This is a genomic window from Ruegeria sp. CI1 (genome assembly GCF_056536925.1).
Map to the genome: position 1 here is coordinate 205,642 of NZ_JBQFQP010000001.1, position 25,177 is coordinate 230,818.

General features: G+C 59.0%; 27 protein-coding genes and 1 riboswitch. Of the genes, 15 read left to right on the forward strand and 12 right to left on the reverse strand.

What is annotated here, in order from left to right; genetic code table 11:
* From aroA to miaB, 9 genes are all read right to left on the reverse strand, one after another.
* The gene (gene aroA, locus ACR0LZ_RS00990; RefSeq protein ID WP_480747895.1) at nucleotides 1–1,347 is read right to left on the reverse strand and encodes a 3-phosphoshikimate 1-carboxyvinyltransferase; all 1,347 of its coding nucleotides are present in this window, start codon (nucleotides 1,345–1,347) and stop codon (nucleotides 1–3) included.
* Nucleotides 1,348–1,413: 66 nt separating this feature from the next.
* Nucleotides 1,414–2,124 carry a tRNA (guanosine(46)-N7)-methyltransferase TrmB gene (trmB, locus tag ACR0LZ_RS00995; protein WP_480747896.1) on the reverse strand — a complete coding sequence of 237 codons (711 nt, stop codon included), beginning with the start codon at nucleotides 2,122–2,124 and terminating at the stop codon, nucleotides 1,414–1,416.
* A 132-nt stretch (nucleotides 2,125–2,256) separates the two neighbouring features.
* A complete protein-coding gene (metK, locus tag ACR0LZ_RS01000; RefSeq protein ID WP_480747897.1) occupies nucleotides 2,257–3,438 on the reverse strand; it encodes a methionine adenosyltransferase in 1,182 nt (393 codons plus the stop codon).
* A 5-nt stretch (nucleotides 3,439–3,443) separates the two neighbouring features.
* A riboswitch (SAM-SAH riboswitch) is annotated at nucleotides 3,444–3,495 on the reverse strand.
* Nucleotides 3,496–3,525: 30 nt separating this feature from the next.
* Nucleotides 3,526–5,040: an apolipoprotein N-acyltransferase gene (gene lnt / locus ACR0LZ_RS01005; protein ID WP_480747898.1), complete on the reverse strand. Its 1,515-nt coding sequence runs from the start codon at nucleotides 5,038–5,040 to the stop codon at nucleotides 3,526–3,528.
* Nucleotides 5,037–5,924 (reverse strand): hemolysin family protein, encoded by an 888-nt coding sequence (locus tag ACR0LZ_RS01010; protein WP_480747899.1) that lies wholly within the window; start codon nucleotides 5,922–5,924, stop codon nucleotides 5,037–5,039. The genes lnt and ACR0LZ_RS01010 overlap by 4 nt, the downstream gene beginning before the upstream one ends.
* Nucleotides 5,925–5,961: 37 nt before the next feature.
* Nucleotides 5,962–6,456 (reverse strand): rRNA maturation RNase YbeY, encoded by a 495-nt coding sequence (gene ybeY / locus ACR0LZ_RS01015; protein WP_480747900.1) that lies wholly within the window; start codon nucleotides 6,454–6,456, stop codon nucleotides 5,962–5,964.
* Between the two features lie 56 nt (nucleotides 6,457–6,512).
* Nucleotides 6,513–7,538, reverse strand: coding sequence for a PhoH family protein (locus ACR0LZ_RS01020; RefSeq protein WP_480747901.1), 1,026 nt, complete (start codon nucleotides 7,536–7,538; stop codon nucleotides 6,513–6,515).
* 157 nt (nucleotides 7,539–7,695) lie between these two features.
* Nucleotides 7,696–8,451: an outer membrane protein gene (locus ACR0LZ_RS01025; protein ID WP_480747902.1), complete on the reverse strand. Its 756-nt coding sequence runs from the start codon at nucleotides 8,449–8,451 to the stop codon at nucleotides 7,696–7,698.
* A gap of 195 nt (nucleotides 8,452–8,646) precedes the next feature.
* Nucleotides 8,647–9,966: a tRNA (N6-isopentenyl adenosine(37)-C2)-methylthiotransferase MiaB gene (gene miaB / locus ACR0LZ_RS01030; protein WP_480747903.1), complete on the reverse strand. Its 1,320-nt coding sequence runs from the start codon at nucleotides 9,964–9,966 to the stop codon at nucleotides 8,647–8,649.
* A gap of 121 nt (nucleotides 9,967–10,087) precedes the next feature.
* Here miaB and ACR0LZ_RS01035 point away from each other — a divergent pair, with 121 nt between their 5' ends.
* A complete protein-coding gene (locus tag ACR0LZ_RS01035; RefSeq protein ID WP_480747904.1) occupies nucleotides 10,088–10,954 on the forward strand; it encodes a hypothetical protein in 867 nt (288 codons plus the stop codon).
* A gap of 37 nt (nucleotides 10,955–10,991) precedes the next feature.
* Here the strand turns inward: ACR0LZ_RS01035 and ACR0LZ_RS01040 are convergent, their stop codons facing one another.
* The gene (locus ACR0LZ_RS01040) at nucleotides 10,992–11,789 is read right to left on the reverse strand and encodes a phytanoyl-CoA dioxygenase family protein (protein WP_480747905.1); all 798 of its coding nucleotides are present in this window, start codon (nucleotides 11,787–11,789) and stop codon (nucleotides 10,992–10,994) included.
* 89 nt (nucleotides 11,790–11,878) lie between these two features.
* Here ACR0LZ_RS01040 and ACR0LZ_RS01045 point away from each other — a divergent pair, with 89 nt between their 5' ends.
* Complete coding sequence (locus ACR0LZ_RS01045; protein ID WP_480747906.1) at nucleotides 11,879–12,775, forward strand: LysR family transcriptional regulator; 897 nt, start codon at nucleotides 11,879–11,881, stop codon at nucleotides 12,773–12,775.
* Here ACR0LZ_RS01045 and irrA read toward each other — a convergent pair whose 3' ends face one another.
* Nucleotides 12,776–13,195 (reverse strand): iron response transcriptional regulator IrrA, encoded by a 420-nt coding sequence (gene irrA, locus ACR0LZ_RS01050; RefSeq protein ID WP_480747907.1) that lies wholly within the window; start codon nucleotides 13,193–13,195, stop codon nucleotides 12,776–12,778.
* 188 nt (nucleotides 13,196–13,383) lie between these two features.
* On the opposite strand from irrA, the gene fabA reads away from it, so the two are divergent.
* The 4 genes from fabA to ACR0LZ_RS01070 are packed head-to-tail and all read left to right on the forward strand — an operon-like array spanning nucleotide 13,384 to nucleotide 16,225.
* Entirely contained in the window at nucleotides 13,384–13,893 is a 510-nt protein-coding gene (gene fabA, locus ACR0LZ_RS01055; RefSeq protein ID WP_480747908.1) for a bifunctional 3-hydroxydecanoyl-ACP dehydratase/trans-2-decenoyl-ACP isomerase, read from the forward strand.
* A gap of 48 nt (nucleotides 13,894–13,941) precedes the next feature.
* Nucleotides 13,942–15,171 (forward strand): beta-ketoacyl-ACP synthase I, encoded by a 1,230-nt coding sequence (fabB, locus tag ACR0LZ_RS01060; protein ID WP_480747909.1) that lies wholly within the window; start codon nucleotides 13,942–13,944, stop codon nucleotides 15,169–15,171.
* Nucleotides 15,172–15,176: 5 nt separating this feature from the next.
* On the forward strand, nucleotides 15,177–15,968 hold the full coding sequence (locus ACR0LZ_RS01065) for an enoyl-ACP reductase FabI (RefSeq protein ID WP_480747910.1): 792 nt from the start codon (nucleotides 15,177–15,179) through the stop codon (nucleotides 15,966–15,968).
* A gap of 59 nt (nucleotides 15,969–16,027) precedes the next feature.
* Nucleotides 16,028–16,225 carry a hypothetical protein gene (locus tag ACR0LZ_RS01070; RefSeq protein WP_480747911.1) on the forward strand — a complete coding sequence of 66 codons (198 nt, stop codon included), beginning with the start codon at nucleotides 16,028–16,030 and terminating at the stop codon, nucleotides 16,223–16,225.
* A 57-nt stretch (nucleotides 16,226–16,282) separates the two neighbouring features.
* Here the strand turns inward: ACR0LZ_RS01070 and ACR0LZ_RS01075 are convergent, their stop codons facing one another.
* Complete coding sequence (locus tag ACR0LZ_RS01075) at nucleotides 16,283–16,711, reverse strand: FKBP-type peptidyl-prolyl cis-trans isomerase (protein WP_480747912.1); 429 nt, start codon at nucleotides 16,709–16,711, stop codon at nucleotides 16,283–16,285.
* Nucleotides 16,712–16,837: 126 nt separating this feature from the next.
* On the opposite strand from ACR0LZ_RS01075, the gene ACR0LZ_RS01080 reads away from it, so the two are divergent.
* The 9 genes from ACR0LZ_RS01080 (at nucleotide 16,838) to ACR0LZ_RS01120 (ending at nucleotide 25,170) form a co-directional block, all read left to right on the forward strand.
* Nucleotides 16,838–17,524: a haloacid dehalogenase type II gene (locus tag ACR0LZ_RS01080; protein WP_480747913.1), complete on the forward strand. Its 687-nt coding sequence runs from the start codon at nucleotides 16,838–16,840 to the stop codon at nucleotides 17,522–17,524.
* A complete protein-coding gene (locus ACR0LZ_RS01085) occupies nucleotides 17,524–18,351 on the forward strand; it encodes an alpha/beta fold hydrolase (protein ID WP_480747914.1) in 828 nt (275 codons plus the stop codon). Before ACR0LZ_RS01080 ends, ACR0LZ_RS01085 begins: the two co-directional genes overlap by 1 nt.
* Nucleotides 18,348–19,322 carry a threonine ammonia-lyase gene (locus ACR0LZ_RS01090; protein WP_480747915.1) on the forward strand — a complete coding sequence of 325 codons (975 nt, stop codon included), beginning with the start codon at nucleotides 18,348–18,350 and terminating at the stop codon, nucleotides 19,320–19,322. The genes ACR0LZ_RS01085 and ACR0LZ_RS01090 overlap by 4 nt, the downstream gene beginning before the upstream one ends.
* 96 nt (nucleotides 19,323–19,418) lie before the next feature.
* Entirely contained in the window at nucleotides 19,419–20,225 is an 807-nt protein-coding gene (gene pcaD, locus ACR0LZ_RS01095; protein ID WP_480747916.1) for a 3-oxoadipate enol-lactonase, read from the forward strand.
* Nucleotides 20,218–20,931 (forward strand): alpha/beta fold hydrolase, encoded by a 714-nt coding sequence (locus tag ACR0LZ_RS01100; protein WP_480747917.1) that lies wholly within the window; start codon nucleotides 20,218–20,220, stop codon nucleotides 20,929–20,931. Before pcaD ends, ACR0LZ_RS01100 begins: the two co-directional genes overlap by 8 nt.
* Nucleotides 20,931–22,268, forward strand: a complete 1,338-nt coding sequence (locus tag ACR0LZ_RS01105) for a class-II fumarase/aspartase family protein (protein WP_480747918.1) — start codon at nucleotides 20,931–20,933, stop codon at nucleotides 22,266–22,268. Before ACR0LZ_RS01100 ends, ACR0LZ_RS01105 begins: the two co-directional genes overlap by 1 nt.
* 154 nt (nucleotides 22,269–22,422) lie before the next feature.
* A complete protein-coding gene (locus ACR0LZ_RS01110; RefSeq protein WP_480747919.1) occupies nucleotides 22,423–23,526 on the forward strand; it encodes a Zn-dependent alcohol dehydrogenase in 1,104 nt (367 codons plus the stop codon).
* Nucleotides 23,527–23,546: 20 nt separating this feature from the next.
* Entirely contained in the window at nucleotides 23,547–24,779 is a 1,233-nt protein-coding gene (locus ACR0LZ_RS01115; RefSeq protein WP_480747920.1) for a mandelate racemase/muconate lactonizing enzyme family protein, read from the forward strand.
* A gap of 109 nt (nucleotides 24,780–24,888) precedes the next feature.
* Nucleotides 24,889–25,170: an ArsR/SmtB family transcription factor gene (locus tag ACR0LZ_RS01120; RefSeq protein ID WP_480748087.1), complete on the forward strand. Its 282-nt coding sequence runs from the start codon at nucleotides 24,889–24,891 to the stop codon at nucleotides 25,168–25,170.
* Nucleotides 25,171–25,177: the final 7 nt, after the last annotated feature.

A 25,177-nucleotide genomic window follows, 5' to 3' on the forward strand; every position in this document is an offset into this window, starting at 1 on the left:
TCATACCCGTTCCAACCTGGCGCCCAGATCGGCCATCAAAGGTTCGAAAATCGGGAAGGAAGTTGCAATCGGCCCGCCGTCATCGATCGAGACCGGGTTCTGCGCCCCCATGCCCAGAACCATGAAGGACATGGCGATGCGGTGATCCAGGAAGCTCTCACAAGTGCTGCCGCCGGGAACACCGCCGATGCCCAATCCTTCGATGGTCCACCAATCGTCGCCTTCTTCGACCGTTACACCATTGGCTCGCAATCCACGTGCCATGGCGTCGATGCGGTCGCTTTCCTTGACGCGCAGCTCCTTGACGCCGCCCATCATCGTGGTCCCGGTCGCATTGGCCGCAACAACCGACAAAACCGGATATTCGTCGATCATCGAGGCCGCACGTTCAGGCGGCACCGTGACGCCTTTCATATCGGGCGAGTAGCGCGCGCGCAGATCAGCCACTGGCTCGCCGCCCTCTTCCCTTTCATTCTCAAAGGTCAGGTTCGCGCCCATCTCCCGCAATGTGTAATAAAGACCGGCGCGGGTTGGGTTGAGGCCGATATTCGGCACCAGCACATCCGACCCCGGTGTGATCAGTGCGGAGCATACAGGGAAGGCAGCGCTTGACGGATCGCGCGGTACCGCGATGACCTGTGGTTTCAGTTCAGGCCGCCCAGTCAGCGTGATGACCCGGCCTTCGTCAGTGTCCTCGACGGTAATCTCGGCCCCGAAGCCAGCCAGCATTCGTTCGGAATGGTCCCGGGTTGCTTCCTTTTCGATCACGACCGTCTTGCCCGGCGCATTCAGCCCGGCCAGCAAAACGGCGGATTTGACCTGAGCCGACGGCACTGGAACCACATAGCGGACGGGTACGGGATAAGCGGCCCCGACGAGGGTCATCGGCAAGCGCCCTCCCTCGCGGCCAACGGCACGCGTTCCGAACAGCGCCAGCGGGTCGGTGACCCGCGCCATCGGTCGCCCATTCAGGCTGGCATCGCCGGTAAACGTCGCAGTGATCGGGCACGTCGCCATCGCGCCCATGATCAGGCGCACGCCGGTGCCGGAATTTCCGCAATCGATCACCTGATCCGGTTCGGCAAAACCACCGACGCCGACACCATGCACCGACCAGTTACCACCGCCGTGATTGACCACCTCGGCCCCGAATGCGCGCATGGCCTTGGCGGTATCCAGCACATCCTCGCCTTCCAGCAGACCCGAAATCTTTGTCTCACCCACCGCCATCGCGCCCAGAATCAGCGACCGGTGCGAAATCGACTTGTCGCCAGGCACCTCGGCGGTACCGGTCAACGGACCGCAGGGACGCGAGGTCATCGGGATGGGCGTGCCGTGTCCGGACATGGGTGCTCCTTTTGCGCTATCATTCCCTGCGGATTAGCGAATTGATGTCACCGGGTCCAGCGACAATCACCCTTTGCGTCGGAAGGTCAGGTAGTGCGGCACTCGCCCCTCGCGCAGCGCCTTTTGCTCGTACCGGGTGGAAATCCAGTCGCCCCATGGCTTGCGCCAATCCTCGGGTCGTTCCGCCAGCCACTCAAATCCGGCCTTAGGCACTTCTTCCAATGTCTGACGCACATAGTCTGGAATGTCGGTCGCGACCCGGAAGATCGCGCCGGGTTTCATCACACGTGCCAGCGGCTCGAGGTGCTCGGGCGTAACGAACCGGCGGCGGTGATGACGCTTCTTGGGCCAGGGGTCGGGATAAAGCAGGAAGGCGCGGGAAAGGCTTTGATTCGGCAAAACGTCGAACAGGTCTCGTGCATCGCCGGGATGCACTGCCAGGTTTGACACATCCGCACGACGGATCTTGCCCAACAGCATGGCGACGCCATTGATGAAAGGCTCTGCGCCAATGATACCGATATCCGGGTTCTGTTCTGCCTGATGCACCAGATGCTCGCCACCGCCAAATCCCACCTCAAGCCATACCGGTTTGCCGCCAAACAGGGCATCCAGATCCAGCGGCAAGCGTTCGGGATTGCTGTCCCAATCCACCGCGCCGGGCGAGAGCGGGGACAGATCCTCGTTCAGATAGGTCTTCTGGCTGGGCTTCAGGGTCTTGCCCTTGAAGCGCCCATAGAAATTGCGTCGGGGGCGTTGGGGATGGTCAGTGCTCATGTCGCGGGCCATACTGTGGCGCTGATCGTGCTGCAAGGACGGGATACAGTGCCAGACAGACCCGCCCCCCGCATTATTTGTATCGAACTGAAGAGCGCCCCATTGTTGGGGCGCTGATTGTCGTGCGGTGGCTCAGATGGCCTTTGTCAGCGCGTCCACCAGATCGGTGCGCTCCCAACTGAACCCGCCATCAGCCTCTGGTTCGCGGCCAAAGTGACCGTAGGCCGCGGTGCGCTGATAGATGGGCCGGTTCAGGCCCAGGTGCTGGCGGATCCCGCGCGGGGTCAGGTCCATGACCTGATCGATCGCCTTTTCGATGGCTTCGGGCGCGACTTCGCCAGTGCCGTAGGTTTCGGCGTATATCGACAGCGGCTTGCTGACGCCGATGGCATAGCTGAGCTGGATTGTGCAGCGTTCGGCCATGCCGGCGGCAACCACGTTCTTGGCCAGATAGCGTGCTGCATAGGCTGCCGACCGGTCGACCTTGGTCGGATCCTTACCGGAGAATGCGCCGCCCCCATGCGGAGCCGCGCCACCATAGGTGTCAACTATGATCTTGCGCCCGGTCAGGCCCGCGTCGCCATCCGGCCCGCCAATGACGAACTTTCCTGTCGGATTGACATGCCATGCGGTCTTGCCGTTCAGCCAACCTTCGGGAAGGATTTCGGTGATATAGGGTTCGACGATGTCGCGAATGTCATCCGACGTCAGCGACTCGTCAAGGTGCTGGGTGGAAAGCACAAGTGAACTGATCCCGACCGGTTTGCCGTTGCGATAGACAACCGAAAGCTGAGATTTGGCATCCGGCCCCAGGGCCGGCTCGGTACCGTTCTTGCGCACTTCGGCCAGCCGTCGCAGGATCGCGTGCGAATACTGGATGGGTGCCGGCATCAGCGCCGAAGTTTCGTTGGTCGCAAAGCCAAACATGATGCCTTGATCGCCCGCGCCCTCATCTTTGTTGTCCGAGGCATTCACACCCTGCGCAATATGCGCCGACTGTTCATGCAGCAGGTTGGTGATTTCGCAGGTGTTCCAATGGAACTTATCCTGCTCATAGCCGATATCCTTGATACAGGCGCGCGCGATTTCGTCGATGCGGCCCATATAGTCATGTAACTTTTCCTGATCCGACAGACCGACCTCGCCGCCGATAACCACCCGGTTCGTGGTGGCAAAGGTTTCGCACGCTACGCGCGCTTCGGGTTCTTCGTTCAAGAATGCATCAAGTACGGCATCCGAAATGCGGTCACAGACCTTGTCGGGATGTCCTTCGGAAACCGATTCCGAAGTAAATGTGTAGTTCTGTCGGGACATAAAGTTGCTCCATTAAGACAATAACTCTGTCACGCCAGGAAGCCGTTGTAACAGACCTGCATCAGATAAGCGCCGATGACTGCGTGGTCAATCGGTTTTGCACATGCGCGACCTTTCGCGTCGATAAATCAGCGCGAATAGCGCAAGACAAAGAATAAAGAATACACTGTTCCCGAAACGGGAGTAGAATGTCGGGCCCAAGGCAACCGCCAGTCCTTCGTCGAAATATCCTTCAACGCCCAGGGGCAAAGAACCTGTTACCTTCCCCAATGGATCAATCATTGCGGAGATGCCCGTGTTTGCCGATCTGACCATTGGCAAACCCTGCTCGATCGCACGCATCCTTGCTTGCGCCAGATGCTGATGCGGACCCGACCGAGTTCCGAACCACGCGTCATTGGTTATCTGCAAAAGGAGCGCGGGACGCTCCGGCGCGGCAAGAACGTCCTGCGGGAACACCGCCTCGTAACAGATCAGCGGCAAGGCGGATCCGAGTTTGCCCAGCGACAACAGTGCAGCCCCCGGCCCAGAGCTGAACCCCTGGCCCGTCGTGGCGGCGAATCCATAGATCCCGACTTGCGCCAGAAGATCGCCAAAAGGCACGTATTCGCCAAATGGAACCAGATGATGCTTGTCATAAACACCGGTCAAAACGCCGGTTTCGTCAACAACGACCATTGAGTTATAGATACGCAGGTCTTTGCTTCGCTGTATGCCCAGAACAACCGGAACACCTCTTGCTGTATCCGCGATAAGCTGCAAGGTGGGTTCGGCGTTTTCCAGCCAGACCGGGACCGAGGTTTCGGGCCAAACGACCAAATCCGGCTTTGGATCAGCGGCCGTAAACTCGATCTGACGATTGAAGAATATGGGGGCGTAGTTGGGATCCCATTTCTGATGCTGCGGCGCGTTGGGTTGATTGATGCGCACCGTCTGACCCGTCGCGACGACCTCGGGCCGGGTTCCCGCGTGAACGAAAGCAACTACTACAAAGGCGAAAAGCGGTATCACGCGAAAAAACAAGCAGCGCAAGGAAAAGCCCGGTTTGAATAGGAGTGCCAATGGCAGCGTGACCGCAAATGTAAGCGCGCCCAGCCCATAAGGGCCGACAATGGACAAAAGTTGAGCAACCGGCGTATCCACCCAGACCTGTGCCAACCCTGCCCAGGGAAACCCGGTAAACAAATAGCCGCGCACGAACTCTCCGACCGACAGGTAGATCACCAGCAACCAGATCCGACCAGGCACGGACCAGCCCGGACGCATTGCAAACCAGAAAGCAGGTGCCCAGAACAAAGCCATGCCGCCCGCCATGAAGATTAAGGCAAACGGAGCCATCCAGGCATAGCGTTCAGCATCCACCAGGAACGGCTCGACGATCCACAAGAGAGCATGGGCAAAATAACCGCTGGCATAAAACCACCCTAGCAACGCGGCCTGCCACTTGGACCGTGCGGACAAAAAGAGCGCCGAGGTGGCTACAAGCGACATCAGCGTCGCGGCCCAAAACCCGAAAGGCGCCAGCCCATACGCAGCGACCGCCCCGAGGAGGGCGGCCAGCAGATAGCGCAGCCAGATTGGCCAGCGAACGATTTGGATCATGCGGCGCGGTCCGGCAGCATCACACGCAGTCGTTTTATCCTGCGCGGATCGGCCTCAAGCACCTCGAATTCCGGACCTTCCGGGTGAATGACCACCTCGCCCCGCGCCGGGACCCGGCCGGACAACATGAATACGAGCCCGCCAAGTGTGTCTATTTCTTCTTCGTCCACATCTTCGTGACTGGTCAGGGAACGCCCGATTTCAGCCTCGAAATCCTCAAGCGGAACCTTGGCCTGAACGACATAGCAGCCCGGTTTTTCCTGCAACCAAAGTTGATCTTCGTCGGCATCGTGTTCGTCAGCAATTTCGCCCACCACTTGCTCGATCAGATCCTCGATGGTGACTAGCCCGTCGACGCCGCCGTATTCGTCGATCACCAGTGCCATGTGCCGCCGTTCCGTCTGCATTTTGGTCAACAGAACTCCGATTGGCATCGAAGGCGGCACAAATAGCAACTGGCGAAGCATCGTAGCCAGATCGAAATCGACCGTATCGCCGTTGAATCCGTGGGTCAGGGCAAAATCTTTGAGGTGAATGAACCCAAGTGGAGTATCCAACGTGCCCTCATAGACCGGTATCCGAGTCATACCGCTGTCGCGGAAAACCTGCACCAGTTCGTCTTTCGGGATGGTGCTGGGCACCGAAACGATTTCCGCAGTCGGAATCGCAACATCCTCGACCCGCATACGGCGAAGATTGATCATTCCGCGAGGTTGCGAGTTTGATGCGGCCTGCCCGTTCATTTGGGGGTCACTGATATTTTCGCCGGAAGAGAACACATCAATAATGCGGGACAAAAACCCCTGTTTCTCTTCGCTCATGTCGTCGCCGTTCCCGGATTGCGCGCCTTGCGCCGCCATAGAACCGCCGTCTGTATCGCCCATTTTCTCGTTCCAATTAACCGGACCGCAAAGCCCTTAATTACCCAGTATATGGGTTATCCAAGCCCATTTTGCCAAGTATTTCGATTTCAAGACCTTCCATCAAGGTGGCATCAGGGTCACGGACATGGTCGTATCCCAGAAGATGGAGCACGCCATGTACCACCAGATGGGTTACGTGATCCTCAAACGATTTTCCAGCATCCTGCGCCTCGCGTGCGCAGGTATCGTACGAAATAGCGATATCGCCCAGCGCGATGTCGCCACCAAAGTCGGGGCTGGGTTCAGCGGGCTCCGCCCCGGGCGTCTCGGCAGCCAGTTCCGCGGCCGGCCAGCTCAGAACATTAGTCGCACTTGGCTTGTCGCGGAATTCGGCGTTGAGTTCCTGGATCCGGACGTCGTCACATCCCAGCAGGCTGACTTCGCAAATCTCCGGATCAAGCCCCCGATGCGCCAGAACAGCCGAGACGGCGCGGCTGCCGACAGCCACGAGATTGTCCCAACGCGGGTCTTCCAATGTGACTTCGATCGTCAAACCTGCCCCCTTGGCAGCACATGCCCTCATTTTCGGCCCAGCCAAACCTTGCCCGATCAGGATGAGGTCGTTCGCCCGGCGTCGGCCTCATAAGCCTCAATAATGGCGGCGACAAGCGGATGACGCACAACATCCTTGGAGGTAAAATAGTTGAATCCAATTTTGGGAATGATTTTCAGCAATCGTTCCGCATCTGCCAACCCCGATGGTACCCCACGCGGCAGGTCGACCTGAGACCGGTCGCCGGTAATGACCATGCGGCTTCCTTCGCCCAAGCGGGTCAGGAACATCTTCATCTGCATGGTCGTGGCATTCTGCGCCTCGTCCAAAACCACAAAGGCGTTCGAAAGCGTACGACCGCGCATGAAAGCCAGCGGTGCAATTTCTATACGTTTTTCTTCGATCAACTTGGCGAGCTGCTTGCCAGGCAAAAAGTCGTTCAGCGCGTCATAGAGCGGCTGCATGTAGGGGTCGACCTTGTCCTTCATGTCGCCGGGCAGATATCCCAGCTTCTCCCCCGCCTCGACGGCGGGACGGCTGAGGATGATACGGTCAACATGGCCGCCGATGAACATCGACACGCCGACAGCCACGGCCAGATAGGTCTTACCCGTCCCCGCCGGGCCAATACCAAAGGCCAGTTCGTTGTTGAACAGCGATTGCACATAAGCCTTTTGCGCATCTGTGCGCGGCTCAACCAGCTTCTTTCGAGTCTTGATTTCGACCGTGCCGCCCTTGAACATTTCAAGCTGATCGCCATCGCGAACGCCAGTTCCGGTCTCGGACCCGCCCATGCGCAGTTCACGGTCTATATCCGCCGCTTCGACAGATCGACCGGCCTGCAGCCGGTCATAAAGCGCCTCCAGCACTTCCACCGCCCGCTTCTGAGCTTCTTCCTCGCCCATGATGGCAAGCTGGTTCCCGCGGCGAAGGATTTGGATCGACAGTTTTCGCTCGATCTCGGCCAGGTTGCGGTCATATTCACCGCACAGGTCAATCAACAATCTGTTGTCTGGAAATTCAACAAGCACCTCGTGCGGGGGCATGTCATCTTGCGGTGGGGTAAGGGCACCAATGGCCAATAGGTTCTCCTGTTTTGGCATTTGATTTGAGCGTAGTCAGATTGCTCGCAACTGCGCAAGCACCGACGAAAAAAAATTGCACGAGAACGCAAATTTGCCGCCCCCCGGCTGAACAAGCCCGCGATTTATTCAAATCGCGGGTCTCGAGCAATCGGCCTCAGAATGCGTAATTCAGACCGACTCTGATATTGCCATAACTCGGCGTGGCCACTGTCGAGGATCCTGAAGAATCAATCAGTCGCATCGAATCGAATTGCGTGAATTCATACTCCAGCGTCAGGCGAACCTTTTCCGCCACGATGCGTTCCATCCCAAGACCCAGAGTGTAGCCGTCATAATCGGAGTTGTCCGACACGGCAATCGTATCACCGCCAGCCGTCCCCGCCAGTGCATAGTCGATATCGCCTCTCGCATATCCTACGATACCGTAATACTGCATCTTTCCAGACGCGCTGGTGATGCCGCCCTTGAGCCGCAGGGACAGTACGTTTTTGACATCGACTGATGCCTGATGCGTGTTTGTGGTCAGATCATCGTCGATGCTGCCCGCCTCATAGCCCAACTCGACCCCGTAAACATAATACCGGCTGCGAAATGCGATGTTGTTTCGCCACCCGAGCCTGAGGCCATAATTAAACCCACCCGGCTTCAGTTCGCCCACGCTCGCCACCAGATCGCCGTTCGGAGCGCGCTGCCCCACGTCATCCGAGCCTCCGAATGCGTACCCCAGCGTTCCCCCGGCATAAAAACCGCGCCAATCGGCATGGCGCTTGGCTGGCTCGATGACCTCTGGTTCTACAAAAGGAGCCTCAGTATTCCCAGCGACTACCGGGACTCCGTTCAATGCCCCAATGCCGAACACCAGCGAAAGTGCCCACCCTTTTAGGGACAACAGTCCGTTCAAGCGTTTCAAATTCTGCTCCCTCCTCGTACCAACTCCTTACGGAGCCTCACAAACTATCCGGCCCCAAAGACCATTCGCACCGTTGCCCAGATGGTGCGATTTCGATGACCTAAACCAGAAACAGGTTTCGGCAAAGTGAATCTTTGTTATCGAAATGCCAATAGCACCCCAAATCTGGCTATTTTTCGGCTTTTCCCCTCAAGATTATGTCAACTCTCCGGCGAGAGAGTTGGAACCGGAGGACGTGATGCGCACACGACGCAGATCACCAGGAACTACATCAGCCCGATTTACGTGGACCGCATGCAGATACTCTGATTTTCCGACCATCTGTCCGTCGAGCCGCCCGGGCTTTTCAAACAACACATGCACGTCACGCCCGACCATGCTGTCCTGCACGCTGCGCTGATGCTTGGTAATCAGTGCTTGAAGCCGTTGCAGCCGGTCATCGGCTTCCTTTCCCGGAACCTGTGGCCGTTCCGCCGCCGGTGTACCCGGTCGTGTGGAATACTTGAACGAATAGGCATAACCGTACTTTACCTCTTCGACCAGATCGAGCGTGGCCTGGAAATCCTCTTCGGTCTCTTCCGGAAAACCGACAATGAAATCACCCGACATCAGAATATCGGGGCGTGCGGCACGAATACGCTCAATCAGTCGCAAATAGCTTTCCGCCGTATGGCTGCGGTTCATCCGCTTCAGAATCTTGTCCGAGCCGGATTGCACCGGCAGGTGCAGATAGGGCATCAGCTTGTCGCAGGTAGCGTGCGCTTCGATCAGATCGTCGCTCATGTCGTTGGGGTGCGATGTGGTAAACCGGATGCGTTCCAGTCCGTCGACCTTGTTCAACTCCCAGATCAACCCGGCAAGCGTCATATCGCCGTTCTGACCGGCCCCGTGATAGGCGTTCACGTTCTGACCCAGCAACGTGATTTCGCGCACGCCCCGCTCCACCAGTTCGCGAGCCTCAAGCAGAATACGATCCGCAGGCCGGCTGACCTCGGCCCCGCGAGTATAGGGTACCACACAAAAGGCGCAGAACTTGTCGCAGCCTTCCTGAACGGTCAGAAACGCCGTCGGGCCGCGCTTGGCCTTGGGACGGTTCTTCAGCTTTTCGAATTTGTCCTCTTCCGGGAAATCCGTGTCCAGCGCCTTTTGGCCTTCGCGCGTTTTCGCCTCCATCTCGGGCAGACGGTGATAGCTTTGCGGGCCGACCACCAGATCGACAAGAGGCTGGCGGCGCATGATCTCTTCGCCTTCGGCCTGCGCGACGCAGCCTGCGACTCCGATCTTGAGATCGGGTTTTTCCGCTTTGAGTCCCTTGAATCGGCCAAGCTCGGAATAGACCTTCTCCGCAGCCTTTTCCCGGATATGGCAGGTGTTGAGCAGGATCATGTCCGCATCATCCGGGCTTTGCGTCTCGACATAACCTTGCCCGCCCAGCGCCTCGGCCATGCGCTCGCTGTCATAAACGTTCATCTGACACCCGTAGGTCTTGATGAAGAGCTTTTTCGGTTCGGACATGAAACGTGCCTTTGATTTCGCTGGATCGGCGCCGTCTATACGGAACGGACGCGGCTTGCAATGCGCGCGCATTTACCCGAGTTTGACGGCAAATGCCAGCAGAGCAGGACAAGTACATCGTATGCAGTATCCATCACTCGACAGTTTTCTGAACTCGGTCGCGAAATCGCCAGTCAAAGGACCGGTGGCGATGATCTTTGCCGAAGACGCCGTCGAGATAGCAGGAACATTGCTGCATCATTTGAATCTCGGGTTCAAAACGGTGATCGCATTGATGCCGGATGACTTCGAACTGCCGACGGATCTCGGCGACCAGGTGCACCGGATCACCTATACTTGTAGGCCCAGACATTTGGTCTTTGCGGCGGTCAACCGGATCGTCGCCGCGTTGCCCAATGTCTGGATGTACTACGGCTACAACGCCGAATACCTGTTCTTTCCGTTCTGCGAAACGCGCAGCGTGGGCGAGATGCTGTCTTTTCACGCCGAGGAACGCCGCAGCGCGATGCTGACCTACGTGATCGACCTGTACGCCGAAGACCTGAACACTTGCCCCTCGGCGGTTTCGCCCGCGACTGCGATGCTCGACAAATCGGGGTACTTTGCCGAAGTGCGCATAGACCCAACAACCGAGGACCCGCTTGAACGGCAACTCGATTTTTCCGGCGGGCTGCGCTGGCGGTTTGACGAGTTCATACCAAAGGAAAGCCGGAGAATGGATCGCATCGCACTTTTTAGAGCCAAACCCGGGCTAGAGCTGTTTTCGAACCACACGTTCAATGATGCTGAATACAATACCTATTCCTGCCCGTGGCATCACAATCTGACTGCAGCTATCTGTTCCTTTCGCGCTGCAAAGGCGCTGAAACGAAATCCGGTGTCAGCGGCGCGGATCAACACCTTCAAATGGCGCAATTCCGTACCGTTCGAATGGTCCTCGGGCCAGTTGCTCGATCTTGGCCTGATTGAACCGGGGCAGTGGTTCTAAAACGCGGTCCAGCCTCCGCGCCGAGAACACCCCAAACTCAGCGCCTGAACAGAACCGGAAACCAGTCCTCGCGCAAACGCTGGCCCGGTTGCATGTCATGGCCCGGATAGGGTGGCGATGTTCGGCCCGGGCGCTCGACGTAACGCGCATCGTCTCCGACCAGGCGCAGGGAAAAAGCCCGGCGGCGTGACGCCGAAGTATTACCGCGCGCGCCATGCAGCACGCGATAGTTGAACGCCACCGCATCCCCGGGTTGCATTTCAAACTCGACAATCTTCATACCTTCAGCCTCGGGATCGGGGATCGGCATGTACTGACCTTCGTCAGGGAAAAAACCCTCTTCCGAAACCCAGCGCGTCGGCAGCACTTCCTTTTCCCACAGGTGGGACCCTGCGACACAGCGCAGCGTCGCCTCTTTCACCGGATCGAGCGGTGACCAGAAACTGATGGTTTGCCGTCCGTCAACGAAATAATACGGCCCGTCCTGATGCCATGGCGTCGCCATCGAGGTGCCGGGCTCTTTCACCAGCACATGGTCGTGGAACATCTGCACCGATTCGGATGCCATCAAATCCGCTGCGACTTCGGCCACGGGTGAGGTTTCGATCACCTCGCGAAACTGTGGGATTCGGTCCCAGTTGCAGTAGTCGTCAAAGAACCTGCCGGTTTGGCCTTCTTTCTTGTTTTCCGATGCATACGGTCCTGGGTTCGACATGTTCGCCTCGACCCCTGCGCGCAAGGTATCGACCTGATCGGCAAACAATCCGGGCACAAAGACGACACCGTCCCGCTGAAAGGTGTCGATCATGTCCTGTGTAACCAATGGGTGAGGCAAGGGATCCTCCGTAAATCCGTGTTTGCCAAGATATGTGCAGGTCCCGAACCTCTGTTCAAATCATATCTTCGAAACTAATAAATAATCTCATGTTATTTATTTCACTCCGCCAGTACGAATATGTCTGCGCCATCGGCCACCACGGCAGCCTTACCGCAGCGGCCGAGCATCTCAATGTGTCGCAACCTGCCTTGTCCGCCGCCCTGGCCAGAATCGAACAACATCTGGGTTATCCCTTGTTCATCCGAAAACGCGGTTCGGCCATGGCCGTAACCCCGCAAGGGCGGACCTTTATCGAAGGCGCAAAAAGCCTGCTTGACCGCGCCGCCCGGTTGCAAGACCCGTCCCATCCTCCAATACCCGCAAAACGGCTTCGGCTAGGGTGTTTCGTCGACCTTGCTCCGTTCCTTCTGGCCCCTGCCATCCGCCGTCTGCGCTCTGAGTTGCCGGATGTCGAAGTGACCTATCGGGCCGATGGCTTCGAAGCCCTGCTCGCGGCATTGCTCAAGGGGCAGATAGATATCGCGTTGACCTATGATCTGGGAATGGATGCCGGATTCTCGCGGCGGTTGCTGTATGTCTGCCGCCCCAACGCGCTGATACCACCCGATCATCCGCTTGCGACACATGAGGTCGTGACCTTGGACCGGCTGGCCGAATTTCCGCTGATCCTGTCCGAAGAGGGACTTTCCGCGCAATATGTTCTGGAACTGTTCAGACGCAAGGGCCTGTCGCCGCATGTGGCGCATCGGGCAACTTCACTGGAAATCCTTCGCAGCCTCGCCGCGCATGGCGAGGGTGTCGGCATCAGTTACGCCAACCCCGTTGGCGGCCTGAGCTATGACGGGCTTCCCATTGCAAGCCGGCCTGTCCGCGATCCCGAAGCCCGCGAATCCGTCGTAATCGCTCGGCATGGCATCGGCCCGGCCGACCCGCTGTTTGACGCGGCCCAACGGGTGTTGGCCGTTCTGTTCGAAAAGAATTGATCAGGCCTTGCGGCGCAGGCGGATGACCACATCCACGGAAGCAATTTCAACCCCTTCGGGTGCATTTGGCAAGCGCTGGATCACCAGCTGATCCGACGGAGCGTCGGACAGACGCCCCTCATCCTCCCAAAAAAAATGGGGATGGTCATGGGTATTGGTGTCGAAATAGCTTTTCGATCCGTCCACCGTGATTTCCTGTAGCACACCTGCATCGCAAAAGGCGCGCAGTGTGTTATACACGGTGGCCAGAGAAACGGCAGCACTGTTGGACTTTGCCGCCTCGAACAGACTTTCCGCCGTGACGTGCCGGTGTTTACCGTCACCCACCAGAAGCTCGGCCAGCGCAACGCGCTGCCGCGTCGGTCTGAGACCGGCCTTGGCCAACCACTGCGTGGCGTTTTCCAGACTGTCTGGCGTCATGATGTCGATACCTGCATGCGTTTGACAATATATATAAGTCGTGCCCAGATGAAATTTCAAATGAAATTCATTCGCAAACAGGGCCATTCGCTTGAAACTTGCGGCGCACCCGCTCTTGCAGGACCTTGCACACGGGTGTTAGAGGAGGCCAGATGTGACCAACAGACTCTGGCAGGAGAGGCGGCAGAATGGCCCAATTCCCGAGCAGCTTTGACAAAGACGATCTGCTGAAGTGCGCGCGCGGCGAACTTTTCGGCCCAGGCAACGCACAGTTGCCCGAACCTCCAATGCTCATGATGGACCGGATCACCGACATTTCGGCGGATGGTGGCGCACATGGCAAGGGGCATGTGGTGGCCGAATTCGATATCACGCCGGATCTTTGGTTCTTTGACTGCCATTTTCCGGGCAACCCAATCATGCCTGGCTGCCTTGGTCTGGATGGGCTGTGGCAACTGACCGGATTCAACCTCGGCTGGCGTGGTTGGCAGGGGCGCGGCTATGCTATCGGCACAGGCGAAATCAAGTTGACCGGTATGGTGCGCCCCGACCGCAAGAAGCTGACCTACTACGTCGATTTCACCAAGGCCGTTCAGACCCGCCGCCTGACCATGGGTGTGGCGGATGGCCGGGTCGAAGCAGATGGGGAATTGATTTATCAAGTCAAGGACATGAAGGTTGCATTGTCCGAAAGCTGACCCCAGCTGAAGACCAGGCAACAGAGAACGGAACACAGGAGTACGCTTATGCGTCGCGTCGTCGTCACCGGATTGGGGATCGTTTCCTCGATCGGGAACAATGCCGAGGAAGTGCTTTCATCGCTGAAAGCGGGCAGGTCCGGCATCGAGGCCAACGAACAGATGGTCGAGCACGGCTTTCGCAGTCAGGTAGCTGGAACGCTCAAAATCGATGTGGCTGAACACGTGGACAAGCGCGCACTCAGGTTCATGGGCCCGGGCGCGGCCTACGCCCACATCGCGATGGGTCAGGCCATTGCCGATTCCGGTCTGACCGATGATCAGGTAGTAAACCCCCGCACCGGGCTGGTGGCCGGGTCGGGCGGTCCTTCGACCAGTGCAATGCTGACCGCACATCAGACTGTGCTGAAATCGGGTGCGACAAAGCGTATCGGCCCGTTTGCGGTGCCAAAGTGCATGTGCTCGACCATCTCGGCCAACCTGGCGACAGCCTACAGGATCAAGGGCATCAACTATTCGATCACTTCGGCCTGCTCCACTTCGCTGCACTGCATCGGAAACGCTGCTGAACAGATCATGATGGGCAAGCAGGATGTGATGTTCGCGGGTGGCGGCGAGGAACTGGACTGGACGCTCAGCTGCCTGTTCGACGCGATGGGCGCGATGTCGTCAAAATACAACGACACCCCCGCACGCGCCTCACGCGCTTTCGATCAGGACCGCGACGGGTTCGTGATCTCGGGTGGTGGCGGGATCGTGGTTCTGGAAGAACTGGAACACGCCAAGGCACGCGGCGCCAGGATCTATGCCGAAGTGACCGGATTTGCCGCCACTTCGGACGGTCATGACATGGTGGCCCCATCGGGCGAAGGCGGCGAACGCGCGATGCGCCTGGCGCTGCAGACCGTGCCCGAGGGGCGCAAGGTCAGCTATATCAACGCACACGGCACCTCGACCCCGGTTGGCGACGTGGGCGAGGTCGAAGCAGTACGCCGAATTTTCGGCGAGGGCAACGTGCCGCCGATTTCATCGACCAAGTCGATGACCGGCCATGCACAAGGCGCGGCGGGCGCGCTCGAGGCGATCTTCTGCCTGCTGATGCTGGACAACGACTTCATTACCCCTTCGATCAACGTCGATACCCTGGCCGAGGGCATTCTGCCCGGCGAAATTGCGACGCAAGTCGTTGAAAACGCAGGACTGGACAGTGTCATGACCAACAGCTTCGGCTTTGGCGGCACAAACGGGTCCATGATTCTGTCCAAGTATAATGGATGAGTGAAATGTCGGATCTTCTCAAAGGCAAACGCGGCCTGATCATGGGCGTGGCCAACGACCGCTCCATCGCGTGGGGCATCGCCAAGGCCATGCACGAGGCCGGTGCCGAACTGGCATTCACCTATCAGGGCGAAGCCTTCGGCAAGCGGTTGGAACCGCTTGCGCAAAGCGTCGGCAGTGATTTCATGGTCGACGCCGATGTCACCGATGACGAGTCGCTAGACCGCGCCTTTGACGAACTGGCCAACCGTTGGCCCACCGTCGACTTTGTTGTTCACGCCATAGCCTATTCCGACAAGTCGGAATTGACGGGGCGGTTTCTGAACACTACACGGGCCAATTTCAAGCATTCGATGGATGTATCGGCCTATTCCTTCATCGAGGTGGCGCGCCGCGCCTATCCGCTGATGAAAGAAAATGGCGGCTCGCTGCTGACGCTGACCTATCAAGGTTCGAACCGGGTGGTTCCGAACTATAACGTCATGGGTGTGGCCAAGGCCGCGCTGGAATCGGCGACCCGCTATCTCGCCAACGATCTCGGACCTGACGGTATCCGCGTCAATGCTATCTCGCCTGGTCCGATGAAGACTCTGGCCGGCGCGGCCATCGGTGGCGCGCGCAAAACCTACAAATTCTGCGACCAGAATGCGCCGATGCGTTCGAATGCAACGCTCGAAGCCGTTGGCGGTACTGCTGTTTATCTGACGTCCGATGCCGGCGCCTGCACCTCGGGTGAGATTATCCGTGTCGATGGCGGTTTCCACGTCCTGGGAATGCCTCAACCCGACTTCATGTGACCCGAACTTTCCCTGCGCTTGCCAAGTTTTGACCACACTTGGCGCGCAGGAATTCGGGCATGAGCAAAATTGACATGATCCTCTCCGCCGCCGCGCAACGCGAAAAGGCGCTGAAAAAGCCGGAACCGCCAGTAAGGCAATCGGGCAACCTGATACGCTTGTTGTTGGTGAGCCTGTGTTTCTCGCTTGCGGCGCTGGTGATCTTGTCGCAGCCCCAGACACAGGCGATGATGGGCCTCACGATCGCCACCAGGTAGTACGCCTGCCAAACAGGCCAGGTCAGGCGCATTCGCGGGCCCAGCCGTCATTTCGGTTCAATTGATCGACACGACCTCGATATCAAAGATCAGGTCCTGCCCCGCCAAGGGGTGGTTCGCATCCAGTGTCACGGTGGCATCGTCAACTTCGACCACCGTTACCGGAAGGGCCTGACCATCGGGCGTCTGCATCTGCAACTGTGTGCCGATGTCGAGCGGTATATCGTCGGGAATGCCTTCGCGCGGGATGGACTGCCGCATCGCCGGATTGATCGGGCCATAGGCTTCGACACAAGTCACCTCGACCTTTTTCCTTTCACCGACAGTCATGCCCGGCAAGGCATTGTCCAGCCCAACGATGATCTGTCCCGACCCCACTTCCAATTGCAGCGGGTCGCGGCCTTCGGAACTGTCGAATGTGCTCCCGTCCAGCAGGGTACCGGTATAGTGAATGCGCACCGTGTCGCCTTGCTTGATTTCGGTCATGAGGTCTCCGATCGGTTGGGTTTTGGTTGAACGGCCCACCCTAATGTCTGTCACACCATTGTAAACCCGCCCCTCTTTCGCGCGCTGAATTCCTGTGCGAACCTGCCCGCGAAGAGGGAGGAGCACATGCCAATCACCACCTGCGTCTTTGACGCCTACGGAACACTGTTCGACGTCGCAGCCGCCGCGCGTCTGGCCGCAGCCGAGCCCGAGCATACCCAGCTCAGTGGCAAATGGCCGGAGTTGGCCAATTTCTGGCGATTGAAGCAGTTGCAGTACTCCTGGCTGAGGGCGGTGACCGGCGCCCATACCGATTTCTGGGAGGTGACACAGGACGGTCTTGACTGGGCGCTCGAAGCGGTCGGGCTGGACGGAGAAGGCGGGCTTCGCCAGCGGTTGCTCGATCTCTATTGGGAACTGCAGGCCTTTCCCGAAGTTCCCGCAATGTTGGGGGCATTGAAGGACGCTGGGATGCAAACGGCAATCCTGTCCAACGGCTCGCCTGCGATGCTGGATGGTGCGGTGCAATCGGCAGGCATCGGCGACGTGCTGGATGATGTGCTGTCGGTGGAAAGCGTGGGCATCTTCAAGCCCGATGCCCGCGTCTATGAACTGGTGACCAAGCGCTTTGCTTGCGCCCGCGACGAAGTTCTTTTTGTCAGCTCGAACGGCTGGGATGCGGCTGCGGCCAGCGGATTCGGATTTGTCACCGCATGGGTCAACCGCGCTGCCGAACCCATGGACCGCTTGCCGTGGCGGCCCGCGCATGTACTGTCCGACCTGACCACGATTCCCCAACTGGCAGGAGCCTGATGGCGCACTTCACCTCAAGCGACGGAAAAAAAATCTACTTTGAGGACAACGGCAAAGGTAAACCACTGGTTTGCCTTGCCGGTCTGACCAGATCCAGCCGGGATTTCACATTCCTCGCCCCGCACGTACCCGACCTGCGTCTGATTGCGATCGACTATCGTGGCCGGGGGCAATCGGACCATGACCCGAACTATATGAATTACAACGTCAATCGAGAGGGTCAGGATGTCATCGAGCTTCTTGATCATCTGGGACTTGGCAAAGTCACCGTGCTGGGCACGTCTCGAGGCGGTCTGATCGCGATGGTGCTGGCTGACTGTCACCAGGACCGGCTGGCAGGCGTAATCTTGAACGATGTGGGCCCGATTGTGGAGCCGACAGGGATTGCCCGGATTTTCGAGTATGTCGGCAAGCCACCCACATTCCAGACTTTTGAAGATGCCGCGCAGGTTCTGAAAGACTCGATGGAACCGCAATTCCCCGGTGTCCCCCTTTCGATTTGGCGAAAGCAGGCAGAAAACCAATATCTTGAAACGCCCACAGGACTGGCCCTGAGCTATGATGTAAACTTGCGGCAGGCCCTGTTGGAACAGGCCGCGGCCGGACCACCACCCGACCTATGGCCCCTGATCGACGCGTTGCGCACCATCCCTACTGGTGTTATCCGGGGCATGAACTCCGATATACTCAGCCCGGGCACGCTGGCAGAAATGCGCAAGCGTCATCCTGCCCTCGTCGCGGAAGAAGTCCCTGATCGGGGCCATGCCCCGTTCCTGGACGAACCGCAGTCCCTCGCAGTCATTCGCAATATCCTGGAGGCCGCATGAGTACCCTGCCCCTGATAAAAGCCGCCGCCAAACGGCTGCAAGGCCATGCAAGGCGAACACCATTGCTAAGCTCTCCTTTCCTTGATGACATTGCCGGGCGCAGGGTGCTGGTCAAACCGGAATGCCTGCAACACACCGGCAGCTTCAAGTTCCGCGGGGCATGGTCTGCGATTTCGGCGCTGGACCCGAACATGCGGCAACGCGGAGTCATCGCCTATTCTTCGGGTAATCACGCGCAGGGCGTAGCGATGGCGGCGACAAAACACGGAATCGCATCGGTCATCGTCATGCCGTCGGATGCGCCGCAACTGAAGATCGAAAACACCCGCGCACTGGGGGCCGAAGTTGTTTTGTATGACAGGGAAACCGAAAGCCGCGAGGATATCGGCGCGGCATTGTCGAATGAGCGCGGCCTGACCCTGATCCGCCCCTATGACGACCCACAGGTAATCGCAGGTCAGGGCACCGTCGGGTTGGAGGTTGCCGAACAAGTCGCTGATTTCGGCGTTGATATGGCCGACGTTCTGGTCTGTTGTGGCGGTGGCGGACTGACCTCCGGGATCGCCTTGGCGCTGGAGGGCCACGCGCCCGGCCTGCGCGCCAGAACCTGCGAGCCCGAAGGCTTTGACGACGTGAAACGTTCGTTGGTCTCGGGCGGGATCGAACGGAACAACCGGACTTCGGGGAATATCTGCGACGCAATCCTGACGCCCGAACCGGGTCAGATCACCTTCCCGATTCTAAAACGCTTGTGCGGCCCGGGTCTGAGCGTTACCGAGACCGAAGCCATGCGCGCCATGGCTTTGGCATTTCTGCGCCTCAAGATCGTTCTGGAACCCGGCGGAGCCGTGGCACTGGCCTCGGCCCTGTACCGGCAGGACGAGATCGAGGGCGACACCGTGATCGTCGTCGCCTCGGGCGGCAACGTCGAACCGGCTCTCTTTGCCCGGGCATTGGCAGATCACACCTGATGCCGGAGTACCTGCTGCCGATCCGAAGCATGGATCACGCGGCAATCCTGCCCTATATCTTCGCGAAACATAGCCAAGCTGACACAGGGGTATCCCATGAACATTGCCGATCTGGGTCATGTCCAGCTCTACTATCGCATCGACGGCGACCCCGACGGGGCGCCCGTGGTATTCGCCAATTCGCTGGGCACCGACTATCGGCTTTGGGATGCGGTTTTGCCTTTGCTTCCCAAGGGGTTGAAGTTCATCCGCTACGACATACGCGGCCACGGCCTGTCGTCCCTGCCGCCCGCCCCCTATTCGATGGGTGCGCTGGTGCGGGATGCCGAGGCTCTGCTGGATATGCTGGAGGTCCGCGATTGCGCCTTTGTCGGCCTCTCCATTGGCGGGATGATCGCGCAGGGACTGGCGGTCAAACGGATGGATCAGATCCGCGCGTTGGTTCTGTCAAACACTGGTGCCAAGATCGGCACCGCTGACATGTGGGACAAGCGCATTGCCGCCGTCAATGCCGGTGGAATAGAAGCGCTGGCCGACAACATCATGGAACGCTGGTTTTCCAAGGATTTCCGCGCCTCGCCCAACCTCACCCTGTGGCGTAACATGCTGGTCCGGCAATCGGTCGAAGGTTATGCGGGATGTTGCGCGGCCATTTCCGGCACCGATTTCTATACTCCGACAAGTGGCCTGCGACTTCCAACGCTGGGCATCGCGGGCAGCGAGGACGGGGCGACGCCACCCGATCTGGTGCGCGAAACGGTCGACCTGATCCCCGGCTCAAAATTTGAACTCATCCGCAGGGCAGGCCATCTGCCATGCGTTGAAAAACCCGAAGAATACGCTGCCATCCTTTCAGAATTCCTGCGCGGTATAGGGCATGGTAAGGAGGGCGGGAATGGCTGATTTCCTTCTGGTTCACGGCTCATGCCATGGGGCGTGGTGTTGGCGTGATCTGATCCCTGAACTGACCGCTCTGGGGCATTCTGCCCGCGCCATAGATATGCCCAGCCACGGGGATGACCAAACTCCTGTCGCCGATGTCACTCTGGTTAGGTGCCGCGATGCCGTCTTGTCGGCATCGACCCCCGATACTGTAGTTGTAGGTCATTCCTGGGGCGGCTATCCAATCTCCGCAGCGGCCGGGACAGCTCCGGGCAAGATGCGCGCCCTGATCTATCTCTGCGCCTATGTCCCCATTTCGGGCAAGAGCATGGCACAGATGCGCAAGCGCGCGGCCCGCCAGCCCCTGATTTCGTCCGTCCAGAAATCGCCCGACGGCCTCTCCTATACCGTAGTTCCGGATCAGGTCAGGGCGCTGTTCTATCACGACTGCGCCGAAGAGGTCGCCGAATTCGCCGCCAAACGCCTTTGCCCGCAAGCAATCAGGCCGCAGGAAACGCCCTTGGTACTTGATGAAGGTTTTGCCAATTTGCCCAAGGCCTATATCCGAACGCTCGACGACCGAACTGTACCCACCGAATATCAGGCCGAGATGTGCAGTGGTTTTCCGCAAGATATGAAATTCACAATCGACAGCTCCCATTCTCCGTTCTTTTCCCATCCCAAGGAACTGGCGCTGATGCTGTCGCAGATCGAAAGAAAATTCTGATGGCTGGATCCGTTTTCGACAGCGTGCTGTTTTCCAGGCTGTTCCCGTCTGGCGATGTTGGTCGCCTCTTCACTGACAGTGCCGAGTTGAGGGCAATGCTGCTGGTCGAGGGGATGCTGGCCAAAGTTCAGGGCGATCAGGGCATCATACCATTGGAAAGCGCACAGGCCATTTCGCGCGCCGCGATGGAGATTCAGCTTGATCCCGGTGCCTTGTCCGCCGCGACCGGCGAAAACGGCGTCAGCGTCCCGGCGCTGGTCTCGGCCTTCCGGGCCGAGATGCAGGCCCCCGAACATGCCGCCTATGTTCATTGGGGCGCGACTTCACAGGACATTATCGACACCGGGCTGATGCTGCGGCTGCGGCAGGCGATCGGTCTGATCGAAGCCGATGTTAAAGATACTCTTGGCCACCTTGCGCGGCTGGCCCTTGATCATGCCCGCCTGCCAATGCCAGCCCGCACCTATGGGCAGCACGCGACCCCAACCAGCTTTGGCGCCGTGGTCGCGTCATGGGGCTGGCCCCTGTTAGGGCTTATGCAGGAATTGCCTGCGCTGCGGCAAGACTGCCTGCTTGTGTCCCTGTCCGGCGCGGCTGGCACCAGCGCAGCCCTGGGGGCGCAATCAGCCACAACCCGCGCAGAACTTGCAAAACTCTTGAACCTGCACGACCCGGGGCGAAGCTGGCATACCGACCGTACCCCCGTTCTACGCCTTTGCGATTGGTTCACCCGCCTTGTGCTGGCCTTAGGCAAGATCGGAGAGGACGGCGTGGAGCTAACCCAAACCGGGATAGCCGAGATTGGCTTGGGCGGGGCCGGGTCATCTTCGACCATGCCGCAAAAGCAGAACCCTGTGGCTCCGTCGGTTCTGGTGGCGCTGGCCCGCCAGCAGACCGGGTTGATGAGTGTTTTGCAGGGGGCGGCGATGCATCGCCATCAGCGCGACGGCGCCGCGTGGTTCACCGAATGGATGTGCCTGCCACAAATCGTTTTGGGGGCGGGTTCTTCTTCCCGGGTCGCCTCGTCCATGGCTCAGAAGATTTCGCCCGAACTTGACGCGATGCGCACAGCGCTGGAATCACATCTCGGCATGATCCATGCCGAAGCGCTGAGTTTCGCGCTGGCCGAACACTTACCGCGCCCCAAGGCACAGGCCGCAACCAAGGAACTGTGCCGGGAATCCGCCTCAACAGGCACCCCTCTGAAGGAAATCGTTGCCCGGACCTGGCCGCAACTGGACACGCACAAACTGTTTGACCCTATGCATCAGCTTGGACTTGCCCCGTCCGAAGCCGAAGCCTTTGCGCGCAGTACGACCGAATTCCTGAGCGACTGACGCGCCATCGCGCCTCCCCATTTCGCGAACGGATAGGTTTTCAACCTGTGCTTAAATCGTATCGTGACGTAAGAACGACATTGTTTTGCCGGTTTCCACCTTGCAGACGGCGATCTGCCGGGCCACCGTGCCCGGCAATCAAGGGGAGGAGACCATGCAAACCATCAAGGCGGCCGTATGCCGCGAGTTCGACAAGCCACTTGTTATCGAAGACATCCAGATCGCTCCCCCGGGGATGGGCGAGGTCGAAGTCACGCTGGATGCGGTGGCGATCTGTCATTCCGACATCACCTATGCCAGCGGAGCCTGGGGTGGGTTTCTGCCCGCTGTTTACGGCCACGAAGCCGCCGGTGTCATAACCGCAGTCGGCGACGCTGCAGGCGATTTCAAGGTGGGTGAATCCGTTGTGGCCACGCTGATCCGCGCCTGCGGATCTTGCCCGTCCTGCGCCAGCGGCAAGCCGACGATCTGCGAAACACCTTATGACACGGTCAAGGGTCCGCTGAAAACCGCCGATGGCGGCCCCCTGGAACAGGCGATGGCCTGCGGTGCCTTTGCCGAAAAGGTGGTCGTCAGCCACCGCCAGATCGTCAAGATCCCCGACACCATGGCCAAGGATGTCGCCAGCCTGCTCAGCTGTGGCGTGATCACTGGCGTCGGCGCGGCCGTCAATGCCGCCGGGCTGCGCCCCGGTCAGGATGTCGTCGTGATCGGCGCGGGCGGTGTGGGCCTGAACGCAATCCAGGGCGCGCGCATTGCGGGGGCCCGCAGAATCGTGGCGGTCGACATGACCGAGGAAAAGCTGGAGATCGCCAAGGAGTTTGGCGCAACTCATGGGGTTCTTGCCACGTTGGATACGCCCTGGAAAGCCGCATACAAGGCTCTTGGCGGGCGCGGAGCCGACGCGGTTCTGATCACTGTCGGCGCGATACCGGCCTATGAACAGGCTCCTCGTTATCTGGGGCGCGGCGGCAAGGCCATTATGATCGGGATGCCCCATTCGGGGGCGATGGCCAGTTACGAACCGGTCATCCTTGCTGCTGTCGGACAGGGTCTGATCGGCTCCAAGATGGGCGACGTGGTCATTCAGCGTGACATCCCCTGGATGATCGATCTTTATCAGCAAGGGCGTCTCAAGCTCGACGAGCTGATTTCGGGGCGCTGGTCGCTTGACCAGATCAACGAGGCAATCGCCGACACCAAGACCGGTGGCGCCAAGCGCAACGTGATCGTGTTTGACCGCAAATCGGTGGAATAACCCGAACAGGAGGACATGCGATGAAGCTTCAGGATCTCGATATCATCGTGACCGCGCCGCCTGCACCGGGTTGGGGCGGGCGATACTGGATACTGGTCAAGCTCACCACCGACACGGGCATCACCGGTTGGGGCGAATGCTATGCCTCGTCGGTCGGTCCCGAGGCGATGAAACACATCATCCACGACGTGTTCAAGCGGCATATGGCGGATGAAAACCCCGAAAACATAGAGCTGATGTTTCGCCGGGTGTATTCCAGCGGCTTCACACAGCGCCCCGATCTGAGCGTCATGGGCGCGTTTTCCGGGCTGGAAATCGCTTGCTGGGACATTCTGGGCAAGGATCGCGACCGACCGGTTCACGCCCTGATCGGCGGGCGAATGAATGACCGCATTCGCGCCTACACCTATCTCTACCCGCTGCCGCAGCATGACCTGACCGATTTCTGGACCTCACCGGAACAGGCGGCCGAATGCGCCGCTGCGATGGTCGGGCGGGGCTATACTGCGGTCAAGTTCGATCCCGCAGGCCCCTACACGATCCGGGGCGGCCACATGCCTGCGATGAGCGATATCTCGATGTCGGTCGCTTTCTGCAAAGCGATCCGCGAAGCGGTCGGCGACAAGGCCGACCTGCTTTTCGGAACCCACGGTCAGTTCAACACCGCAGGGGCGATCCGTCTGGGTCAGGCATTGGAGCCCTATTCGCCGCTCTGGTTCGAGGAACCGACGCCTCCTGACAATATCGAAGATATGGCGCGCGTCGCCCGCAACGTCCGCATTCCGGTCGCAACCGGCGAGCGGATGACCACCAAGGCAGAGTTCGGCACAGTCCTGCGGGCAGGCGCGGCGGAAATCCTGCAACCCGCATTGGGGCGTGCCGGCGGCATCTGGGAGATGAAGAAAGTGGCCGCGATGGCAGAAATATTCAACGCCCAGATGGCCCCCCACCTGTACGCAGGACCGATCGAGTGGGCCGCCAACATTCATCTCGCCGCCTCAATCCCCAATATCCTGTTGCTTGAAAGCATAGAGACACCTTTTCACGACAAGTTGATCAAAGGATCGATCAAAGTCGAATTAGGCTTTGTCACGCCACCCGAGGCGCCCGGTTTGGGCATTGAAGTTGACGAAGATCTGGCGCGAGCCCATCCTTATACCGGCGATGGGCTTCATTTGCAGATGCAGGAAGAACCATGTGACTATGTCAACGGCAACGCGTTTCAGGGTGGTGCACCAGCACAGGATGCATGAGATTGCATGCCACAACGCTGTGTTGTAGTTTGGACAAAAGGATTACGAGCAACCCGTGACAGTTCAGAATACATCAGATCAGGCATTTCAGCCCGAAACCGCCGTCGACATGAAGCAAAGCGCTTCGGATGCCGCAAACTTTCTCAAGACGCTTGCCCACGAGGGTCGGCTGATGATCCTGTGCCATCTCGGCGACGGCGAAAAGTCGGTTGGGCAACTGGAAACCCTGTTGGGTATCCGTCAGGCTGCCGTCAGCCAGATGCTGGCCCGACTGCGGGAAGAGGGGCTGGTATCGACACGACGGGATGGCAAAACCATCCACTATTCACTCAGCGATGGAAACACCGCGCAGGTGATCGAACTGCTATACAAACTGTTCTGCAAAACGTGATTTTTCG

Bases quoted from the DNA above. Each gene is read 5' to 3' on its own strand.
- aroA (WP_480747895.1), bottom strand. From the start codon at position 1,347: ATGTCCGGACACGGCACGCCCATCCCGATGACCTCGCGTCCCTGCGGT.
- trmB (WP_480747896.1), bottom strand. From the start codon at position 2,124: ATGAGCACTGACCATCCCCAACGCCCCCGACGCAATTTCTATGGGCGC.
- metK (WP_480747897.1), bottom strand. From the start codon at position 3,438: ATGTCCCGACAGAACTACACATTTACTTCGGAATCGGTTTCCGAAGGA.
- lnt (WP_480747898.1), bottom strand. From the start codon at position 5,040: ATGATCCAAATCGTTCGCTGGCCAATCTGGCTGCGCTATCTGCTGGCC.
- ACR0LZ_RS01010 (WP_480747899.1), bottom strand. From the start codon at position 5,924: ATGGGCGATACAGACGGCGGTTCTATGGCGGCGCAAGGCGCGCAATCC.
- miaB (WP_480747903.1), bottom strand. From the start codon at position 9,966: ATGTCCGAACCGAAAAAGCTCTTCATCAAGACCTACGGGTGTCAGATG.
- ACR0LZ_RS01035 (WP_480747904.1), top strand. From the start codon at position 10,088: ATGCAGTATCCATCACTCGACAGTTTTCTGAACTCGGTCGCGAAATCG.
- ACR0LZ_RS01045 (WP_480747906.1), top strand. From the start codon at position 11,879: ATGTTATTTATTTCACTCCGCCAGTACGAATATGTCTGCGCCATCGGC.
- irrA (WP_480747907.1), bottom strand. From the start codon at position 13,195: ATGACGCCAGACAGTCTGGAAAACGCCACGCAGTGGTTGGCCAAGGCC.
- fabA (WP_480747908.1), top strand. From the start codon at position 13,384: ATGGCCCAATTCCCGAGCAGCTTTGACAAAGACGATCTGCTGAAGTGC.
- fabB (WP_480747909.1), top strand. From the start codon at position 13,942: ATGCGTCGCGTCGTCGTCACCGGATTGGGGATCGTTTCCTCGATCGGG.
- ACR0LZ_RS01065 (WP_480747910.1), top strand. From the start codon at position 15,177: ATGTCGGATCTTCTCAAAGGCAAACGCGGCCTGATCATGGGCGTGGCC.
- ACR0LZ_RS01070 (WP_480747911.1), top strand. From the start codon at position 16,028: ATGAGCAAAATTGACATGATCCTCTCCGCCGCCGCGCAACGCGAAAAG.
- ACR0LZ_RS01075 (WP_480747912.1), bottom strand. From the start codon at position 16,711: ATGACCGAAATCAAGCAAGGCGACACGGTGCGCATTCACTATACCGGT.
- ACR0LZ_RS01080 (WP_480747913.1), top strand. From the start codon at position 16,838: ATGCCAATCACCACCTGCGTCTTTGACGCCTACGGAACACTGTTCGAC.
- ACR0LZ_RS01085 (WP_480747914.1), top strand. From the start codon at position 17,524: ATGGCGCACTTCACCTCAAGCGACGGAAAAAAAATCTACTTTGAGGAC.
- ACR0LZ_RS01090 (WP_480747915.1), top strand. From the start codon at position 18,348: ATGAGTACCCTGCCCCTGATAAAAGCCGCCGCCAAACGGCTGCAAGGC.
- pcaD (WP_480747916.1), top strand. From the start codon at position 19,419: ATGAACATTGCCGATCTGGGTCATGTCCAGCTCTACTATCGCATCGAC.
- ACR0LZ_RS01100 (WP_480747917.1), top strand. From the start codon at position 20,218: ATGGCTGATTTCCTTCTGGTTCACGGCTCATGCCATGGGGCGTGGTGT.
- ACR0LZ_RS01105 (WP_480747918.1), top strand. From the start codon at position 20,931: ATGGCTGGATCCGTTTTCGACAGCGTGCTGTTTTCCAGGCTGTTCCCG.
- ACR0LZ_RS01110 (WP_480747919.1), top strand. From the start codon at position 22,423: ATGCAAACCATCAAGGCGGCCGTATGCCGCGAGTTCGACAAGCCACTT.
- ACR0LZ_RS01115 (WP_480747920.1), top strand. From the start codon at position 23,547: ATGAAGCTTCAGGATCTCGATATCATCGTGACCGCGCCGCCTGCACCG.
- ACR0LZ_RS01120 (WP_480748087.1), top strand. From the start codon at position 24,889: ATGAAGCAAAGCGCTTCGGATGCCGCAAACTTTCTCAAGACGCTTGCC.